This is a genomic window from Paraburkholderia silviterrae (assembly GCF_004353915.1).
GTDB lineage: Bacteria > Pseudomonadota > Gammaproteobacteria > Burkholderiales > Burkholderiaceae > Paraburkholderia > Paraburkholderia silviterrae.
In genome coordinates this window covers 153,717-169,510 of sequence record NZ_SMRP01000001.1, presented here as the reverse complement: position 1 = coordinate 169,510, position 15,794 = coordinate 153,717, and the positions used below count along the sequence as shown (strand labels likewise).

The 15,794-nt window shown below is 64.9% G+C and carries 15 protein-coding genes; 9 read left to right on the top strand and 6 right to left on the bottom strand.

What is annotated here, in order from left to right; genetic code table 11:
* Positions 1–126: 126 nt before the first annotated feature.
* Together EYW47_RS00865 and EYW47_RS00860 are read right to left on the bottom strand one after the other, a co-directional pair.
* Positions 127–1,869 (bottom strand): ATP-binding response regulator, encoded by a 1,743-nt coding sequence (locus EYW47_RS00865; protein ID WP_133193000.1) that lies wholly within the window; start codon positions 1,867–1,869, stop codon positions 127–129.
* Positions 1,853–2,470: a response regulator transcription factor gene (locus EYW47_RS00860; RefSeq protein ID WP_133192999.1), complete on the bottom strand. Its 618-nt coding sequence runs from the start codon at positions 2,468–2,470 to the stop codon at positions 1,853–1,855. The genes EYW47_RS00865 and EYW47_RS00860 overlap by 17 nt, the downstream gene beginning before the upstream one ends.
* Positions 2,471–2,673: 203 nt before the next feature.
* Here EYW47_RS00860 and EYW47_RS00855 point away from each other — a divergent pair, with 203 nt between their 5' ends.
* From EYW47_RS00855 to EYW47_RS00825, 7 genes are all read left to right on the top strand, one after another.
* Positions 2,674–3,330: a peroxiredoxin gene (locus EYW47_RS00855; protein WP_133192998.1), complete on the top strand. Its 657-nt coding sequence runs from the start codon at positions 2,674–2,676 to the stop codon at positions 3,328–3,330.
* 93 nt (positions 3,331–3,423) lie between these two features.
* Positions 3,424–3,993 (top strand): cysteine dioxygenase family protein, encoded by a 570-nt coding sequence (locus tag EYW47_RS00850; protein WP_133192997.1) that lies wholly within the window; start codon positions 3,424–3,426, stop codon positions 3,991–3,993.
* A gap of 341 nt (positions 3,994–4,334) precedes the next feature.
* Positions 4,335–5,195 carry a MurR/RpiR family transcriptional regulator gene (locus EYW47_RS00845; RefSeq protein WP_133192996.1) on the top strand — a complete coding sequence of 287 codons (861 nt, stop codon included), beginning with the start codon at positions 4,335–4,337 and terminating at the stop codon, positions 5,193–5,195.
* Positions 5,196–5,420: 225 nt separating this feature from the next.
* Positions 5,421–6,470, top strand: a complete 1,050-nt coding sequence (locus EYW47_RS00840; RefSeq protein WP_240763480.1) for a C45 family autoproteolytic acyltransferase/hydrolase — start codon at positions 5,421–5,423, stop codon at positions 6,468–6,470.
* A 114-nt stretch (positions 6,471–6,584) separates the two neighbouring features.
* Positions 6,585–7,934, top strand: a complete 1,350-nt coding sequence (locus EYW47_RS00835; RefSeq protein ID WP_133192995.1) for an aspartate aminotransferase family protein — start codon at positions 6,585–6,587, stop codon at positions 7,932–7,934.
* Positions 7,935–7,971: 37 nt separating this feature from the next.
* Positions 7,972–8,538 (top strand): carboxymuconolactone decarboxylase family protein, encoded by a 567-nt coding sequence (locus EYW47_RS00830; RefSeq protein ID WP_133192994.1) that lies wholly within the window; start codon positions 7,972–7,974, stop codon positions 8,536–8,538.
* 536 nt (positions 8,539–9,074) lie between these two features.
* Positions 9,075–9,359 carry a YodC family protein gene (locus tag EYW47_RS00825; protein ID WP_133192993.1) on the top strand — a complete coding sequence of 95 codons (285 nt, stop codon included), beginning with the start codon at positions 9,075–9,077 and terminating at the stop codon, positions 9,357–9,359.
* 143 nt (positions 9,360–9,502) lie between these two features.
* Here the strand turns inward: EYW47_RS00825 and EYW47_RS00820 are convergent, their stop codons facing one another.
* Positions 9,503–10,135, bottom strand: a complete 633-nt coding sequence (locus EYW47_RS00820; RefSeq protein ID WP_133192992.1) for a LysE family translocator — start codon at positions 10,133–10,135, stop codon at positions 9,503–9,505.
* Between the two features lie 230 nt (positions 10,136–10,365).
* Positions 10,366–10,686 (bottom strand): superinfection immunity protein, encoded by a 321-nt coding sequence (locus tag EYW47_RS00815; RefSeq protein ID WP_133192991.1) that lies wholly within the window; start codon positions 10,684–10,686, stop codon positions 10,366–10,368.
* Positions 10,687–10,872: 186 nt separating this feature from the next.
* On the opposite strand from EYW47_RS00815, the gene EYW47_RS00810 reads away from it, so the two are divergent.
* Positions 10,873–12,333, top strand: coding sequence for a M20 family metallopeptidase (locus EYW47_RS00810; protein WP_133192990.1), 1,461 nt, complete (start codon positions 10,873–10,875; stop codon positions 12,331–12,333).
* Positions 12,334–12,446: 113 nt separating this feature from the next.
* Here EYW47_RS00810 and cadR read toward each other — a convergent pair whose 3' ends face one another.
* Both cadR and EYW47_RS41590 read right to left on the bottom strand, forming a co-directional pair.
* Positions 12,447–12,905, bottom strand: coding sequence for a Cd(II)/Pb(II)-responsive transcriptional regulator (gene cadR, locus EYW47_RS00805; RefSeq protein ID WP_133192989.1), 459 nt, complete (start codon positions 12,903–12,905; stop codon positions 12,447–12,449).
* A gap of 38 nt (positions 12,906–12,943) precedes the next feature.
* Positions 12,944–13,351, bottom strand: coding sequence for a hypothetical protein (locus EYW47_RS41590; RefSeq protein ID WP_240763479.1), 408 nt, complete (start codon positions 13,349–13,351; stop codon positions 12,944–12,946).
* A 129-nt stretch (positions 13,352–13,480) separates the two neighbouring features.
* Here EYW47_RS41590 and EYW47_RS00800 point away from each other — a divergent pair, with 129 nt between their 5' ends.
* A complete protein-coding gene (locus EYW47_RS00800; RefSeq protein ID WP_240763478.1) occupies positions 13,481–15,646 on the top strand; it encodes a heavy metal translocating P-type ATPase in 2,166 nt (721 codons plus the stop codon).
* The last annotated feature ends 148 nt before the right edge of the window (positions 15,647–15,794 follow it).

Below are 15,794 nucleotides of genomic sequence, written 5' to 3'. Positions count from 1 at the left end.
TGTCTTCAGCCTGGAGCAATGCACTCGGGAGACGTCAGTCGCGTCAATATCCTTATTGCACAAAAAATTCACCTACGCGGCCTATCGCCTGGTCAAGCATGACCCATGCCGAGGCGCGTGCCGAATTCAAACAACGAGTTTCATCAATGTTTGATAAAGCTGTTCGGGCTTAACAGGCTTGTGCAGCAGTGGGTCGCCACTTGCGGACGCTTCGCGAAGTCGCTCGGGAGCCGTATCTCCCGTGATAATCAATGCCGGTAGATTCATCCCTGCCGCGGCGCGCAAAGCACTAATGACTTGTGCTCCAGTCTGTTGTTCGCGAAGTCGATAGTCGCTGATGATGATCGACGGTGCACACACACGTGCAGCAGCTATCGCGTCCTTAACAGAGCTTGTCGCTTGACATTGGCATCCCCAGCTCTCCAGCAAACGCACCATGCCCGAACAGACCGCTTCGTCATCGTCGATCACCAGCACACGCAAATCTTTGGGCAACGTACCGAGGGGCCCTGGCGCTTGCAGTGGCGAATCCAGTTCGGTCAATGGCAAGACGAACTTGAATACGCTTCCTTTACCAGGCCGCGAAGAAAGCGAGAGCTCCAGGTTCATTGCAGTAGACAAGCCCTGCACGATAGCCAAGCCCAGGCCCAGCCCCTTGTTGCGGTCCCGTTCCGGATTACCAAGCTGATGAAACTCGCGAAAGATATCTTGCTGATCGGCCGCAGCAATGCCCACCCCAGTGTCCCAAACCTCCACCTGGACATGCTGCGCTCGGCGACGGCACGCGACCAAAACGCCACCATGTGCCGTGTAGCGGATCGCATTTGAGACGAGGTTGCGTAAAACCATTTCAACCAGGCGGGTGTCGGAGTCCACCGTCACGCTGGTCTCGCGCGAACGATAGACCAGGCCTTTGGCATCGGCCAGCGGCGCCAGGTCATTCTCGACTTTGTTCAATAGGCCCTGTAGATCGAAGGGTAGGGGACATGGCTGAACCACGCCTGCTTCAATGCGGGAAAAGTCGAGCAATGCGTCAAGCATGTCACTGGATGCCTGCCAGGCGGATTGGGCGCTGTTCAGCACGTCACTTTGATGCTTCGATAGTCCACTGTGCGCGAGGACATCAAGAAATAAGCCCTGCGCGTGAATCGGTTGGCGCAGGTCGTGGCTGGCGGCGGCGAGAAACTTGGTTTTGGCCAGATTTGCATATTCAGCCGTGCGTCTGGCGTCCTCCGTGGCCCTGATCAGGTCAAGATTTTCGAAGCGCAGCCTGATGGCGGCCAACGCCGCGACATTGCTGTTACGGGCCTGCCCAACCAGGCTGACCGCGTATAGCAACCCTGTCAGCGACAGTGCCCGATAAGCTGAGTCCCCCGACAGCCAAAGCCACGACGTCGCCAGCAGTATCACGGCCAACGAGAACGAGAAAAAGGCGGGCAATACCGGGGCAAGCAAGGACATGGAACTGCCCAATATGCCCGTCAGTACCGCAAGCACCATGATGCTTCCGGTGGTGGTCGTACTACCCAGGGCCACCCAGGCCAGTGCCCCCCACGCAACGCCATCCACGGCATGCATGACGACCAGGTTGATGACGAGCTTGCGGGCCTGAGCGGGCGCGATGACGCTGGCCAGACGCTTGCGAGCGTCGAATGCAGCGTAGAGCTTGGAAAAAATTACGGCTGGGCACCAGAGCATCAAGGCGCGGTAGTTCACATCATTTTGCAGGGCGTAAACCAGCAACAGCGCCAATAAGATTGCCGGGATGACGGACACGCCCACGTTGCCGTACAACAGCCGCAACTGCTCGACCAGCAGGCGGTCCTCCGGCAACTTCCAGAGTTTTCGCAAGTCAGGCGACCAGCCCATGCTTGCGCGCAGAGACGATGGCCTGGGTGCGACTGGTGACGCCCAACAGACCAAAAATTGCCTGCACATGGCCACGCACGGTGAATTCGGATAGTGACATGCGTTTGGCAATGACCTTGTTTGGCAATCCATCGCATAAAAGCTGCAGGACTTCCGACTGCCTGGCAGTCAGCCTGATCAACTGATTCTCGCCGGCGCGAGAAACCGCGCTATCGCGAGCGATGCCCGGTTCGGTCGCCACAAGGGCGCGCTCGACAGTCTGGACAATTGCACTACTGCTGTCGGCTTTCGAGACGAATGCAAACGCACCGCGCTCCAAAGCTTGCGCAATAGTCTCAGGAGCTGCCATCGACGACAGCATGATCACCGGCACTTGAGGCCAGCGCTGACGAAATATCGCTACGCCTTCGATGCCGTCCGGCCCCTGCAACAGGATGTCCAAAAGGATCACATCAGGCGCATCCTTCACCAGGTTAATCGCTTGGGTCACGGAGATCGCTTCGACAATGCTCGCCCCGGGAAAATGCTGGCGCAAGACCAGGCAGAGCCCTTCCCGAAACAAGGCATGGTCATCGATCAATAGCAGACGAAAGTCAGGCATAGGCGCATTGCACCACCTGGGTGTAAAGAAAGTCAATCAGTCAATTTTGACCGTGTCCCAGGATGCTTGTAACCGATATCCTTGGTTCTGGCGAGAAGGCTTCGTCAGCTGCCGCAAGCATCTCCGCAAGCACCTGAACTGTATCGCACCACGCACGCCTGGCTGCTTCGTTCAAACCCACGCACTCCATGGGGGAAAATACCATGTCACTCCGCATCAACGACATCGCACCCAACTTCACCGCTCATACCACCCAGGGGACGATTGATTTCCACGCCTGGATCGGCGATCAATGGGCCATCCTGTTCTCGCACCCCAAGGACTTCACACCGGTGTGCACGACCGAACTGGGCTACATGGCCCGCATCGAGCCGGAATTCACGCGCCGCAACGCCAGGCTGATTGGCCTGTCGGTCGATGCAGTCGAAAGCCATGGCAAATGGGTGGCCGATATCGAGGAAACGCAGGGCGCCAAGGTCAACTACCCGATGATCGGCGATACCGATCTTGCCGTTGCCAAGCTATACAACATGTTGCCCGCTGAGGAAGAGGGCACGTCCGAAGGCCGCACCGCCGCCACCAACGCAACGGTGCGCTCGGTGTTCATCATTGGCCCGGACAAGCGTATCAAGCTGATGCTGACCTACCCGATGACAACCGGCCGTAATTTTGACGAGATCCTGCGTGTGCTCGATTCGATGCAGCTCACCGCCAGGCACAAAGTGGCGACGCCGGTGAACTGGAAGCAAGGAGAAGATGTCATCATCACACCGGCGGTCAGCAACGAAGAAGCCGAGAAGGCTTTCCCGGGCTTCAAGACGATCAAACCCTACTTGCGCACCACGAAGCAGCCCGGATAACGCCGACGACGGCCAGTCAACGGCGCGGGTCGCGCTGTTGGCCGCCTTGGCGTCGCGAGTCGCCCGCAAACCGGCCGGAGACACAAATTGCCCATGAGCTCTCACGTTCTCGAACGCTTCTTCAACCAGGCCACCGCTCAAAGCCATCGACAGTCAGCCCCGGCCGACTGTGTGCTCGCGCTCGCGCCGCTGATGCTCGATCTGATCGATCATGCCGGGACGTTTCTGCAACCCGGTCACTATCGAAGCAGCGACGTGAGCTACACCCGTAACCTCATCTACGAGGCGCCGGACAAAGGTCTCTCGCTGTACTCGCTCGTCTGGCTTCCTGGTCAGTGGACGCCGGTGCATGACCACGGAAGTTGGGGTGTCGTTGGCGTGGTCGAAGGCGTTCTGGAAGAACGTAGCTATGTGAGGCTGTCACCCGATCGCGGAGCCGACGAAGAAATCGACCTGGTGCGTGGGGGCATCGTCCTGCTGCGGCGCGGTTCCGTGACCAGCTTCGTACCCAATCCCGATCACATTCACGTTACCGGCGTACCCCAGGAGCGCCCCCGCGCAGTCAGCCTGCACCTCTATGGCAGAACGATGAATGACTTCAACATGTACGACGTGGAGGCCCGCACCCGTCGCCGCATAACCGTCGCGCATAACGAGAGCTAGCCCGAGCGCCCACGTTGGGTCGGAGTGCCCCTTCGCTTGCTTGACCGGTAGACATTCGACATGGCATCGCTTGATGTGCGCAAACGGCGCTATCTCTGCCAGTTCCGTCCTCGCGACAGACTGGAACCTGTGCGTGAGATGTCACCGCAACGAACGCGGCAGCGATTTGGATCACGACTGGGAGTTGCGAAAGTCCATTTGCATTTCGGTCTGCACGGTGTGAGCTGGAATCGCTTGGTCGACGCCCCTATCGGACTTCGAGACGGTCCGCACCCCGTTTGCAACATCCCGCAACACCGGTGGTAACATTTGTTGTCATCCACTGCCTGTCAGCCATCCGCATGCCAGAAAGCTTCGACCAGCTTGCCGCGCTCATTCGCGCGCGCTTCTCCGATCTGAGCCCGCAATTTCAGACCGGCGCGGCGTTCCTGCTCGACCATCCCGACGAAGTCGCCGTTTCCTCGATGCGCAAGGTCGCCGAGCGCGCCCAGGTGCAGCCCGCGTCGCTCGTGCGGCTCGCGCAGCAGCTCGGCTTTCCGGGCTGGAACGAGTTGCGCAATCTGTTTGTCGCGCGGGTGCGCACGCGGCCCGAGCCGCTTTCGAGCCGTGCCCGCTCGCTCGTCGCGGGCAACGCGAAGGACGCGCTCGCACGCGATCTGCTGCAAGCCCAGCAGCACAACCTCGAAGCGAGCGCGGCGCATAACGCGCGCGCGATGGTCGAGGCCGCGCGCGTGCTGAAGAAGGCGAAGCACGTGCACGTGGCGGGGTTTCGCTCATGCTACGCGGTGGCCTTCGGCCTCGTGTACGGCTACCGGCTCTTTCGGCCCTCGGTCTCGCTCTTGGGTGGCGAGGCCGGCACGCTCGAAATGCAGCTGCTCGGCATCGAGCGCGACAGCGCGACGATCGTCGTGAGCTTCGCGCCATACTCGGTGGAGGCCGTGCGCGTGGCCGAGGCGGCGCTCGAAAAGGGCAGCCGGCTGATCGCCATTACCGATAGCGCCGTCGCCCCCATCGCGCTGAACGCCGAAAAGGCGCTGATCTTCACGCACGAAAGCCCGTCGTTCTTTCCCTCGCTGGTGGCCGCGACAGCGCTCTCCGAGTCGCTCGTCGCGCATCTGCTCGCGCTCGAGGGCGCGGGCGCCGTGGCGCAGCTCGAGCAGTCCGAGCGTACGCTCAACGCGCGAGGCGCCTATGTGCCGTGAAGCTGCGATAAAGCTGCCGCACAGGAGCAGGCGTGGCACCGGAGTCTGGGCTCGTCCGCTGCCTGGTCCTCCGGCTCGTCCGCACGTTCGTCAAGCCGCCCGCGAGGCGGCTTTTTTACGTCTCGCACATTGCGTTTGTTGTGGTGCTCGTTTAATTTGACAACAAATGTTGTATGGCGTATAAATCGGGCATCGGCCGTTTCAGGCATTCAGGCGAGAATTTCGATGCAGGAACTCAAGACATTCCGGACATTCCGGATGGGCGGCACGCCCGAGGCGATCGGGCGGCGGCTCGGCGAACTCGCGAAGCCCGTCTTCGCCGCCTACATGGCGCAGAGCAGCGCGTGGGCCGCGGTGAGCCGCTGGCGCGGCAGCGCCTTTGCACAGCAGCTGCGGGCGGCGGCGGAGCGGCATTTTCCGGCCCACGTCGCGGAAATCGACGCGATGGCAGCGGCGCTCGACTGGCCGGCGCACGATCTGTTCCTGTGGAATTGCCGCGGCGAGCTGATCCATAACGCACCGGACGGCTGCACGACGCTTGCGGTGTGCACGCCCGAGGCCGGCCTGATTGCCCACAACGAAGACGGCGATCCGCACCTGCGCGGGCGCTGCGCCGTGGTCGAGATTGAGCCCGTGGGCAAGCCCGGCTTCGTGAGCTTCTACTACCCCGGATCGCTGCCCGGCCACACCTTCGCGGCATCGCGTGCGGGGCTGGCGCAGGCAATCAATAACGTGCGCATTCGCGAGCCGCGCGTGGGCGTGCCGCGCATGATCCTCGCGCGCGCCGTGCTCGATGCGGCAACGCTCGCCGACGCGCTGGCGCTGCTGCGCGACACGCCGCGCGCGAGCGGCTTTCACCATACGCTCGGCGGGACCGATGCGGCGGGCCAGGTGCGCGTCTATAGCGTGGAAGCCACAGCGCAGCGCAGCTCGATCGTTGAACTGGGCGCGCCTTCGGGGCACGCCAACCACCTGATTCACGCGGGATGCGAGAACGAGGCGCAGATCGTCACAGATTCCTCGCGCGACCGCCAGGCACGGATCGCCGAGCTGCTGCCCGCGCTTGGCGCGCGGCCAGACGGCGAGGCGTTCGTGCGCACCCTGCAAGACCGCGCGGGCGCGGGCCTGCCGATCTACCGCGACGACCCTCGCGACCCCGACGACGAGAACACGCTCGCCACGGCCTGCATGCGCGTGGAGCCGCGCGGCGTGACGTTCGACGTCTGGCAGGACGGCGTGCGCACGCTCGGCCTGCAGGTCGAGCGCGGCGCCTGAGGGGCCGCGCGGGTGAGGGCGCCCGGCCCCGGCGGTGAGCGGGGCGCTTCACTTGATTCGGCGGATCAACTTCAACGCATCAACCCGATTTCAGCGATTTCAGCGAGAAAGCCCATGTCCACGAAAGTCTTCCATCGGATGCCGAAGCAAACCTTGCCCGTCGCGGTGGCGGGCGAGGGGATCGAGATCATCGATTCCACCGGCAAGCGCTATATCGACGCGAGCGGCGGCGCTGCCGTCTCGTGCCTCGGCCACAGCAACCAGCGCGTGATCGATGCGATCAAGCGCCAGGCGCAGCAACTGCCGTACGCGCATACCTCGTTCTTCACGACCGAGGCTTCCGAACAGCTCGCCGATCACCTGATCGCCGCGGCGCCCGCGGGGCTCGACCACGTCTATTTCGTTTCGGGCGGCTCGGAGGCGATCGAGGCCGCGCTCAAGCTCGCGCGCCAGTATTTCGTGGAGAAGGGCGAGCTCACGCGCCGTCATTTCATCGCGCGCCGCCAGAGCTATCACGGCAACACGCTCGGCGCGCTGGCGATCGGCGGCAACGCGTGGCGCCGCGAGCCGTTCCTGCCGATCCTGATCGAATCGCATCATGTGAGCCCGTGCTACGCGTACCGCGAGCGTCATGAGGGCGAGACCGACGAGGCCTACGCGCAGCGCCTCGCCGACGAGCTCGAGCAAAAGATCCTCGAGCTCGGCGCGGAAAACGTCGCGGCGTTCGTCGCCGAGACGGTGGTGGGCGCCACGGCCGGCGCGGTGCCGCCGGTGCGTGAGTACTTCCGCAAGATCCGCGCGGTGTGCGACCGCTACGGCGTGCTGCTGCTCCTCGACGAAATCATGTCGGGCATGGGCCGCACGGGCTATCTGTTCGCGTGCGAGGAAGACGGCGTAGCGCCCGATCTGCTCACGATCGCGAAGGGCCTGGGCGCGGGTTATCAGCCGATCGGCGCGACACTCGTGAGCCAGCGCATCTACGAGACCATCGTGGGCGGCAGCGGCTACTTCCAGCATGGCCACACCTATATCGGCCACGCCACGGCGTGCGCCGCGGCGCTCGAAGTGCAGCGCGTGATTGCCGAAGACAAGCTGCTCGATAACGTGCTCGCGCGCGGCGAGCAACTGCGTGCGCGGCTGCGCGAGCGTTATGCCGGGCATCCGTATGTGGGCGACGTGCGCGGGCGGGGCCTCTTCGTGGGCGTCGAGCTCGTGAAGGACCGCGCGACGAAGGCTACTTTCGATCCCTCGCTCAAGCTGCACGCGGCCATCAAGCGCGAGGCGTTCGCGCGCGGCCTGATGGTGTACCCGATGGGCGGCACCGTCGACGGCAAGAACGGCGATCACGTGCTGCTCGCGCCGCCGTTCATCTGCACGGCCCAGGATATCGATACGATCGAGGAGCGCCTTGCCGCCGCGATCGGCGCAGCGCTGAGCGCGACGGGCGTGGCCAACGCCGCCTGATACGCTTGTCCGCGTTTTCTTTTTCCGGAGCCTATTGATGACGCTACCCCCGAACTCGCGCCTGCCCGCCTTCGACGCGGCCAGCGCGACGTCCGAGCAGAAAGCGGTGCTCGACGAAATCCTTTCCGGCCCGCGCGGCAACCTGAACGGGCCGTTCCTCGGCTGGATCCACAGCCCGCAGCTTGCTCAGCATGCGCAGCGTCTGGGCGCGTTCTGCCGCTACAACACGGGATTGTCGCTGCGCCTTTCGGAGCTGGCGATCCTCGTGACGGCAGCGCGCTGGCAGGCGCAGGCGGAGTGGTACATCCACTACCCGATCGCGCTGAAGGCGGGCGTGCCCGAGACGCTGGCCGAGCAGATCCGCACCGGCGCGCAGCCGCTCTTCGACGAAGCCGACGACGCGCTCATCTACGCATTCGTGACCGAGCTCTACGACGCCAAGCGCGTCTCCGACGCGACCTACGCGCGTGCGGTGGAGCGCTTCGGGCATGAGACCACGATCAATCTCGTCGGTCTGCTCGGCTACTACGCGCTCGTGGCGATGACACTCAACGTGTTCGGCATGCGCGCTGAAGGGCAGACTTCGCTGCCGTTTCCCGAGTAAGAGCGAACCGGCGACGAGTCCGCCACCATCGCGCGCCTTGTCCGGGTTAGCTGGGCGAGGCGCTTTTTTTTTGCGTCAACCCATAATCGTGACGGCCATATTTCAGGCGAGGATTTTTTACCCAAACGGTTAATGTCGCGCATTGCAACGCACAAATATCGGACTGATTCAAGGTGGAAAATAAAACGGGCGGACGATTTTCGCCTTAAAGTCAGGTTACGCATTGCTCAAATCAGCCCTGCATGCGTGAAATAATCTGACTGTTTGCGCAGTGCAGGCTTGCGGCAAGGCCTGAAGGCCCGCCGGACCGTGCCGTCATGCGCGGCGCGATTATGCGGAGCCAGTCCCCGTGGATTAATTACGGTTTTCCCGTATTTACATCAAAATCGCTTGCAGGCTTTATTTCGCGTTGTTAGTCTTGCCGGACTTATTAACGGTCGCCCGAATAACATTATCGACAAACGAGGCCTGCGTGCGGGAGAAGGGAACCCGCGCCGGGCATTATTCGAAGAGCGACCTGCCTGGGAGGTAATGCCATGCTGGATACGTCCATTGAGCTTGCAGAAAACGAACCCGCCGCCGTGGCCGGCGTTGGCGACGTGGTCACCCTCAGATCGGGTGGGCCGCGCATGACTGTCATGTACGCAGGGCCTGTAGGCTTTGCGAGTGGCCACTGGCTGATCTGCCAGTGGTTCGACGACGCGGGTGAACTGCGCCAGGACATGTTTGCGCAAGACATGGTGCAAAGCGAGCCGCGCCTGATTTCGGCGGCTTCGGTCAAGCTGCGCATGCCGGCAGTCCGCGCCAGCGGGCGTGCTTGAGTTTCGCGCTCAAGTCCCGTTGAACCTGCCTGCGCCTGCTTGTGCCTGCATGTGACGCGCTGAACGCCGGCGTGCGGTGCCGCGGCGCGCAGCGAGCCGGCCGCCGTCTACCGGGCGGCCGCTAATTCAATTCACGCGATCGCTTAACGCTGGCCTTCCGCGGCGATTCGCACGGCCAATCCGGCCAATACCGTCCCCATCAGATACCGCTGAATTGACAGCCACTTTGGCCGGCCGGACAGGAACGCTGCAATCGTGCCGGCCGTGATGGCCGCGGTGGCGTTCACGCTGACCGAGAGCGCGATCTGCACCGCGCCGAGCTCGATCGATTGTGCGAGCACGCTGCCTTTGGCCGGGTCGATGAACTGCGGCAACAGCGAAAGATAGAGGATCGCTACTTTCGGGTTCAGCAGGTTCGTGACGAAGCCCATGAGGAAGAGCTTGCGCGGCCGGTCGGGCGTCAACTCGCGCACCTGGAACGGCGAGCGCCCGCCCGGCTTGAGCGTCTGCCAGGCGAGCCAGGCCAGATAGAGCGCGCCGCCCAGGCGCAGCGCGTCGTACGCAAAGGGCACGGCCATCAGCAGCGCGGTGATACCGAACGCGGCGCACAGCATGTAGAAAACGAACCCGAGCGCGACCCCGCCGAGCGAGATGAGGCCCGCCTTGCGGCCCTGGCAGATCGAGCGCGAGATCAGGTAGATCATGTTGGGTCCGGGCGTGAGCGCCATGCCGAGAGCAACGGCGGCAAAGGCGAGCAGCGGGGCGACATGCGGCATGGCGGGCTCCGTGGTCCTGCGGGTCAAGCAGCTGGGAAAAATAGGGGCACGCAGGGTGGGAGACCCGCGTGCGCGGCGGCTGTGTCTGTGATTATTTCATGCAATCGAGGCACATGCGCGGCGCGTCGGGCCGGTCGTGGGGCGGTTTGACCGTTCGGCCAGGACGGGCATCTCGCGTGGGCGTCGATCGCCTGTTGCGCCGGTTACCCGAATGCGTCGCGGGCCGGGTTTCAATGCGAGGAACGTCCGCGCTCGGACTCGCGCGCCTCGCGCGCGTGGACGCGGTCGTCGAGCCTGCGCGAGAACAGCAGCATGCCCAGACGCCGCTTTCTTTCCTTCACGTTGCCGCCGATGTCCTTCGGCGGATTCGGCTGCAGCGACCAGTAGAGCGCAAGCAGCCAGCCGAACACCGTCCAGCCGATCACCGCGTTGAAGAGGGCGATCGTCAGCAAATCGTGGCGCAGGCGGCGCTCCGCGATCAGCGCGGGCAGGAAATAGAGCGCGACCGCTGCCAGCAGAACGATGATCTCGAAGACGGAATGGCTCACCATGGCCGGTCCCCCCAACGGGGCGTCACGCCCCCAATCGTTCATTGTCGCGCGGATCGGCCTCGCGTGCCTGGTGCGCCCCGAGTCCCTGGCCGGATGGCCAGCGCATGGCGAGTTTGTGACGGGGGCCTGTCGGCAAAGCGGGGTTCGGGTCTATGATTTGTGTTTTTCCCGCACGGTATTCGCACCATGAGCTCAGACACGACAGAGGACATTCGCCAACTGGATCACGACGCATTGCGCGCATTCGTGGAGCGCAAGTGGAACGACGAAATCGTCCCTGCGCTCACCGACTACATCGCGGTGCCGGCGAAGAGCCCGGCATTCGACGCCGACTGGGCCAAGCACGGCTATCTGGAGCGCGTCGTGCAGGACGCCGCGAAATGGGCCGAAACTCAGCCCGTGCGCGGCCTGAAACTCGAAATCGTGCGCCTCCCGGGCCGCACGCCGGTGATCTTCTTCGAGGTGCCGGCCACGCGCTCGGGTAGCAGCGAGACCGTCGTGCTCTATGGGCACCTCGACAAGCAGCCTGAATTCGCCGGCTGGCGCAACGACCTCGGGCCCTGGACGCCCAAGCTCGAAGACGGCCGCCTCTATGGGCGCGGCGGCGCCGACGACGGCTATGCCATCTACGCGAGCGTCACGGCGCTGGCCGCGCTTGACGCCCAGGGCATCGAGCGCCCGCGCTGTGTGGGCCTCATCGAGACTTGCGAGGAGTCGGGCAGCTACGACCTGCTGCCGTACGTCGACGCGCTGCGCGAGCGCCTGGGCAATGTCGGGCTCGTGGTCTGTCTCGACTCGGGCGCGGGCAACTACGACCAGCTCTGGCTCACCACCTCGTTGCGCGGTCTCGTATCGGGCGATCTGGAAGTCGAGGTGCTCGAAGAGGGCATCCATTCGGGCTCTTATGGCGGCATTGCGCCGTCGAGCTTCCGCGTGATGCGCCAGCTGTTCGAGCGGCTCGAAGACGCCGCGAGCGGGACGCTCCTGCCCAAGGGCTTTCATTGCGCGATTCCGTCCAGCCGCCTTTCCGAGGCAGAGGCCACGGCAAAGATTCTCGGCGAGAGCGTCTGGAGGGGGCTGCCCTGGGCGTGCGGCCAGGACGGGCGCCCCGTGCTGCCCAAGACGACGGACCCGCAGCAGGCGCTGCTCGATTCGACGTGGCGGCCCTCGCTCTCCGTGACCGGCGCAGCGGGCTTGCCCGCGCTCGCCGACGCGGGCAACGTGCTGCGTCCGCGCACGGCGTTCAAGCTTTCGCTGCGGCTGCCGCCGCTGGTGGAGGCGTCGAAGGCCGTCGCCGAGCTCAAGGCGCTGCTCGAGCTCGACCCGCCCTATAACGCGAAAGTCACCTTCAAGCCGGACACGGGCGCGGCCAACGGCTGGAGCGCACCGGAACTCGCGCCGTGGCTCTCGCAAGCGCTCGATGCGGCTTCGCGCACGCATTTCGGCGCGGACTGCGCGTATCTAGGCCAGGGCGGCACGATTCCGCTGATGAACGTTCTGCAAGCAGGGTTCCCCAAATCGCAGTTCATGGTGTGCGGCGTGCTCGGGCCGAAGTCGAACGCGCATGGGCCCAATGAATTCCTGTACGTGCCGTACGCGAAGAAGCTCACTGCCGCGGTGGCCGAGGTCATTGCTTCGGCGCCTTGAGGGGCTGGAGCGGCTCAAAGGGCCAAGGCCTGTTATTCGCGTGAAATTAGCGTGGACAGGCCCTGAAGGGATGGTGCGCGTGCCAGCCGCGCACCATCCGCCCCGTTTGCGTTTTATCCCTTCGCCGCTGTGTCGTCGTGCACGGCATCCGCGTGGCAGGAGCAGTTTTCTTCGTCTATCGGCTGCTCCAGATTCTTCATGATCCCGCACTCGGCGCTGCTGCTGTGGTGGGCATTGCAGCTCTCGCGCAGCGTGCGCAACTGCTGCTCGAGCACGCGCATCGACTCGATCTGCTCGTGAATGCGCGCGATCTGGCAATCGATCAGCTGATTCACTTCGTCGCAGGGCTGGCCCGGGTCGGCCTGGTAGCGCCGCAGCATGCGGATGTCGGCGAGCCCGATGCCCAGCGAGCGGCAATGGCGGATGAAGTTCAGCTGCGCGGCATGCGTGCCCGTGTAGCGGCGGTATCCGTTGGTTTCGCGCTCCGGCTCGTCCAGCAGGCCTTCGCGTTCGTAGAAACGTACCGTTTCGACGTCGCAATGGGCCTGGCGCGCCAGTTCACCGATTCTCATGGTCGTAGTTCTCCAAAAATGGCTTGACCCTGTAGCGGCTACAGGCTGTTCAATGATTCTGTCACTTTTGGGAGAAATCGGCCATGGTCCAGGCTTTCTGGTCGCGGTTTGTGCACGCGCAACGCTTTCGGGCGCGCGACGAAGGGCGGGACGCTGCGGCGTCGCGCTCGACGGAATCGGCAGTCACGCTCGATGAAGCGGAGGACGATCACGCGCGCGGCTGCGCGCATTCGCACGCAGGCGAGGACCACGCGCACGGTCATGCGGGCGCCGGTGCCGACGATCACGGGTCTGATCACCCGCACAGCCAGGGGCACGACCATGAACATGCCCACGATCATGGGAACGGTCACGACGGCCACGACCATGATCACGGGCACGATCACGACGGTCACGATCACGACGCATGCGGCCACGATCACGCCGCCGGCCATGACGATGCCCATGCCCACGCGCACGCCGGCGCTGAAGCCGCATCCTGCTGCGCCGGCGCTGCCGCGCTGCAATCGGCGCGCAGCGGCGCGCCAGCGAGCGCGCCCGAGGGTGCGAAGCGCGCGCGCTACCGCATCGACAACATGGACTGCCCGACCGAGGAGCGGCTCATCCGCAAACGCCTCGAGCCGATGCCGGGCGTCGTACGCCTGGACTTCGACCTGCTCGCGCGCGAGCTGACGGTCTACCATCGGCTGCCCGATGCGCAGCCGCTCGAAGCCTCGCTGCGCGCGCTCGACATGGCGCCGCGCCTGCTCGACGAAGGCGCGCAGGCCAGCGCCAGCGCGGACGCGCCGGCACGCAGCCCCGGCGTCGCGATGCGGGAGAAACTGCTGCTCGCCGCGAGCGGTATCGCTGCGGCGGCCGCCGAGGTACTTGCATGGAGCACGGGGCATGAAACCGGCGTGCCGGTGCTAGTCTGCGCGGTCGTCTCGCTGTTGTGCGCGGGCTTGCCCACGCTGCGCAAAGGCTGGATCGCGCTCAAGAATTTCACGATCAACATCTATTTCCTGATGTCGCTTGCGGTGGCGGGCGCCGTTGTCATCGGCAAGTGGCCCGAGGCGGCCATGGTCGTGTTCCTGTTCGCGCTCGCCGAGCAAATCGAGGCGCTTTCGCTCGAACGCGCGCGCCACGCGATCCGCTCGCTGACCGCGCTCGCGCCCGAAACGGCCGAGGTGTGGATGGCAGGCGCCGCCGCTCAGTCGACTCAACAGTCGTCCTCACAGACCGCGCAGCAGCCGGGCGAATGGCGCACCCGCGCCGTCGCTGAAGTGGCGGTGGGCGAGCGCATCCGCGTGCGCACGGGTGAGCGCGTCCCGGTCGATGCACGCGTGGCCACGGGCCGCGCGGCGCTCGATCAGGCGCCCATCACCGGCGAGAGCCTGCCCGTCGACAAGGCCGAAGGCGACGCGCTCTTTGCGGGCAGCATCGTCGTCGACGGCGTCGTGGAGGCGATCGTCACGGCGGCCGCGCGCGACAGCACGCTCGCGCGCATCGCGGCGGCGGTCCAGGACGCTCAGGCGCAGCGCGCGCCGACACAGCGCTTCGTCGACCAGTTCGCGCGCTACTACACGCCAGCCGTCGTCGCGCTCGCGGCGCTGATCGCGATTGCGGGCCCGCTCGCGTTCGGTGGCGCGTGGGGCGCATGGCTCTACAAGTCGCTCGTGCTGCTCGTGATCGCCTGCCCGTGCGCGCTCGTCGTCTCGACGCCGGTGACGGTCGTGAGCGGCCTCGCGGCCGCCGCGCGCAACGGCATGCTCGTGAAGGGCGGCGTTTGGCTCGAACGCGGGCGTTTGCTCAAGGCCGTCGCGCTCGACAAGACCGGCACGCTCACGCGCGGCGCGCCGGTGCTCACCGACACGCTCGCGCTGGCGGCGCTGCCCGAGGAAGAGGCCCTGCGCCTCGCTGCGAGCCTCGACGATGCCAGCACGCATCCGGTCGCGCGCGCGCTCGTGGCAGGCTGGCGCGAACGCGGCACGCAAACGCCGCTCGAGCCAGTCGACAACTTCGCGGTACTCAACGGCCTCGGCGTGACGGGACGCATTGGCGGCGAGGCGTGGCATCTGGGCAATCATCGGCTCGTCGAGTCGCTGGGCCTGTGTTCGCCGGATCTCGAAGCACGGCTTGCGCAGCTCGAAGCGGCGGGCAAGACGGCCATCGTGCTGTGCTCGCCGCGCGAGCCGGTGGCGCTGTTCGCGGTCGCCGACGCGCTGCGGCCCGAGAGCTTGGGCGCCGTGCGTGCGCTCAAGCAGCTGGGCGTGACGCCGGTGATGCTGACCGGCGATAACCCCGCGACCGCGCGGGCGATTGCGGCGCAACTCGGTATCGACGACGCGCGCGGCAATCTGCTGCCGCAGGACAAGCAGGACGCGGTGGCGGATCTCTCGGCGCGGTACGGCATGACGGCGATGGTCGGCGACGGCGTGAATGACGCGCCCGCGCTCGCGCGCGCCGACATCGGCTTTGCGATGGGGGCGGCCGGCACGGCGACGGCGCTCGAAACCGCCGACGTCGCGATCATGGACGACGACCCGCGCAAGATCGCGGCGTTCATCGGCTTGAGCCGCAAGGTGTCGGCGGTGCTCGTGCAGAACATCGCGCTCGCGCTGGGGATCAAGGCGGTGTTCCTCGTGCTGGCGCTGGCGGGCGAGGCGACCCTCTGGATGGCCGTGTTCGCGGACGTAGGTGCGAGCCTGCTGGTCGTCGCCAACGGGTTGCGCGTGCGGCGGCATTTCGTTGCGAAGGCCTAGTTGCGCGTGGTTCGTGTGGTACTGCGGGGACGCGCAGAGGGGGAAGCACGGTTGAGGTGGAGCATGCCTTGGCCGTGCCTGCGCGGATATGTGTGCAACTAACGGCCGACATTCGCCGGCACTTTAATTTACGCAACTAACAGCCCAT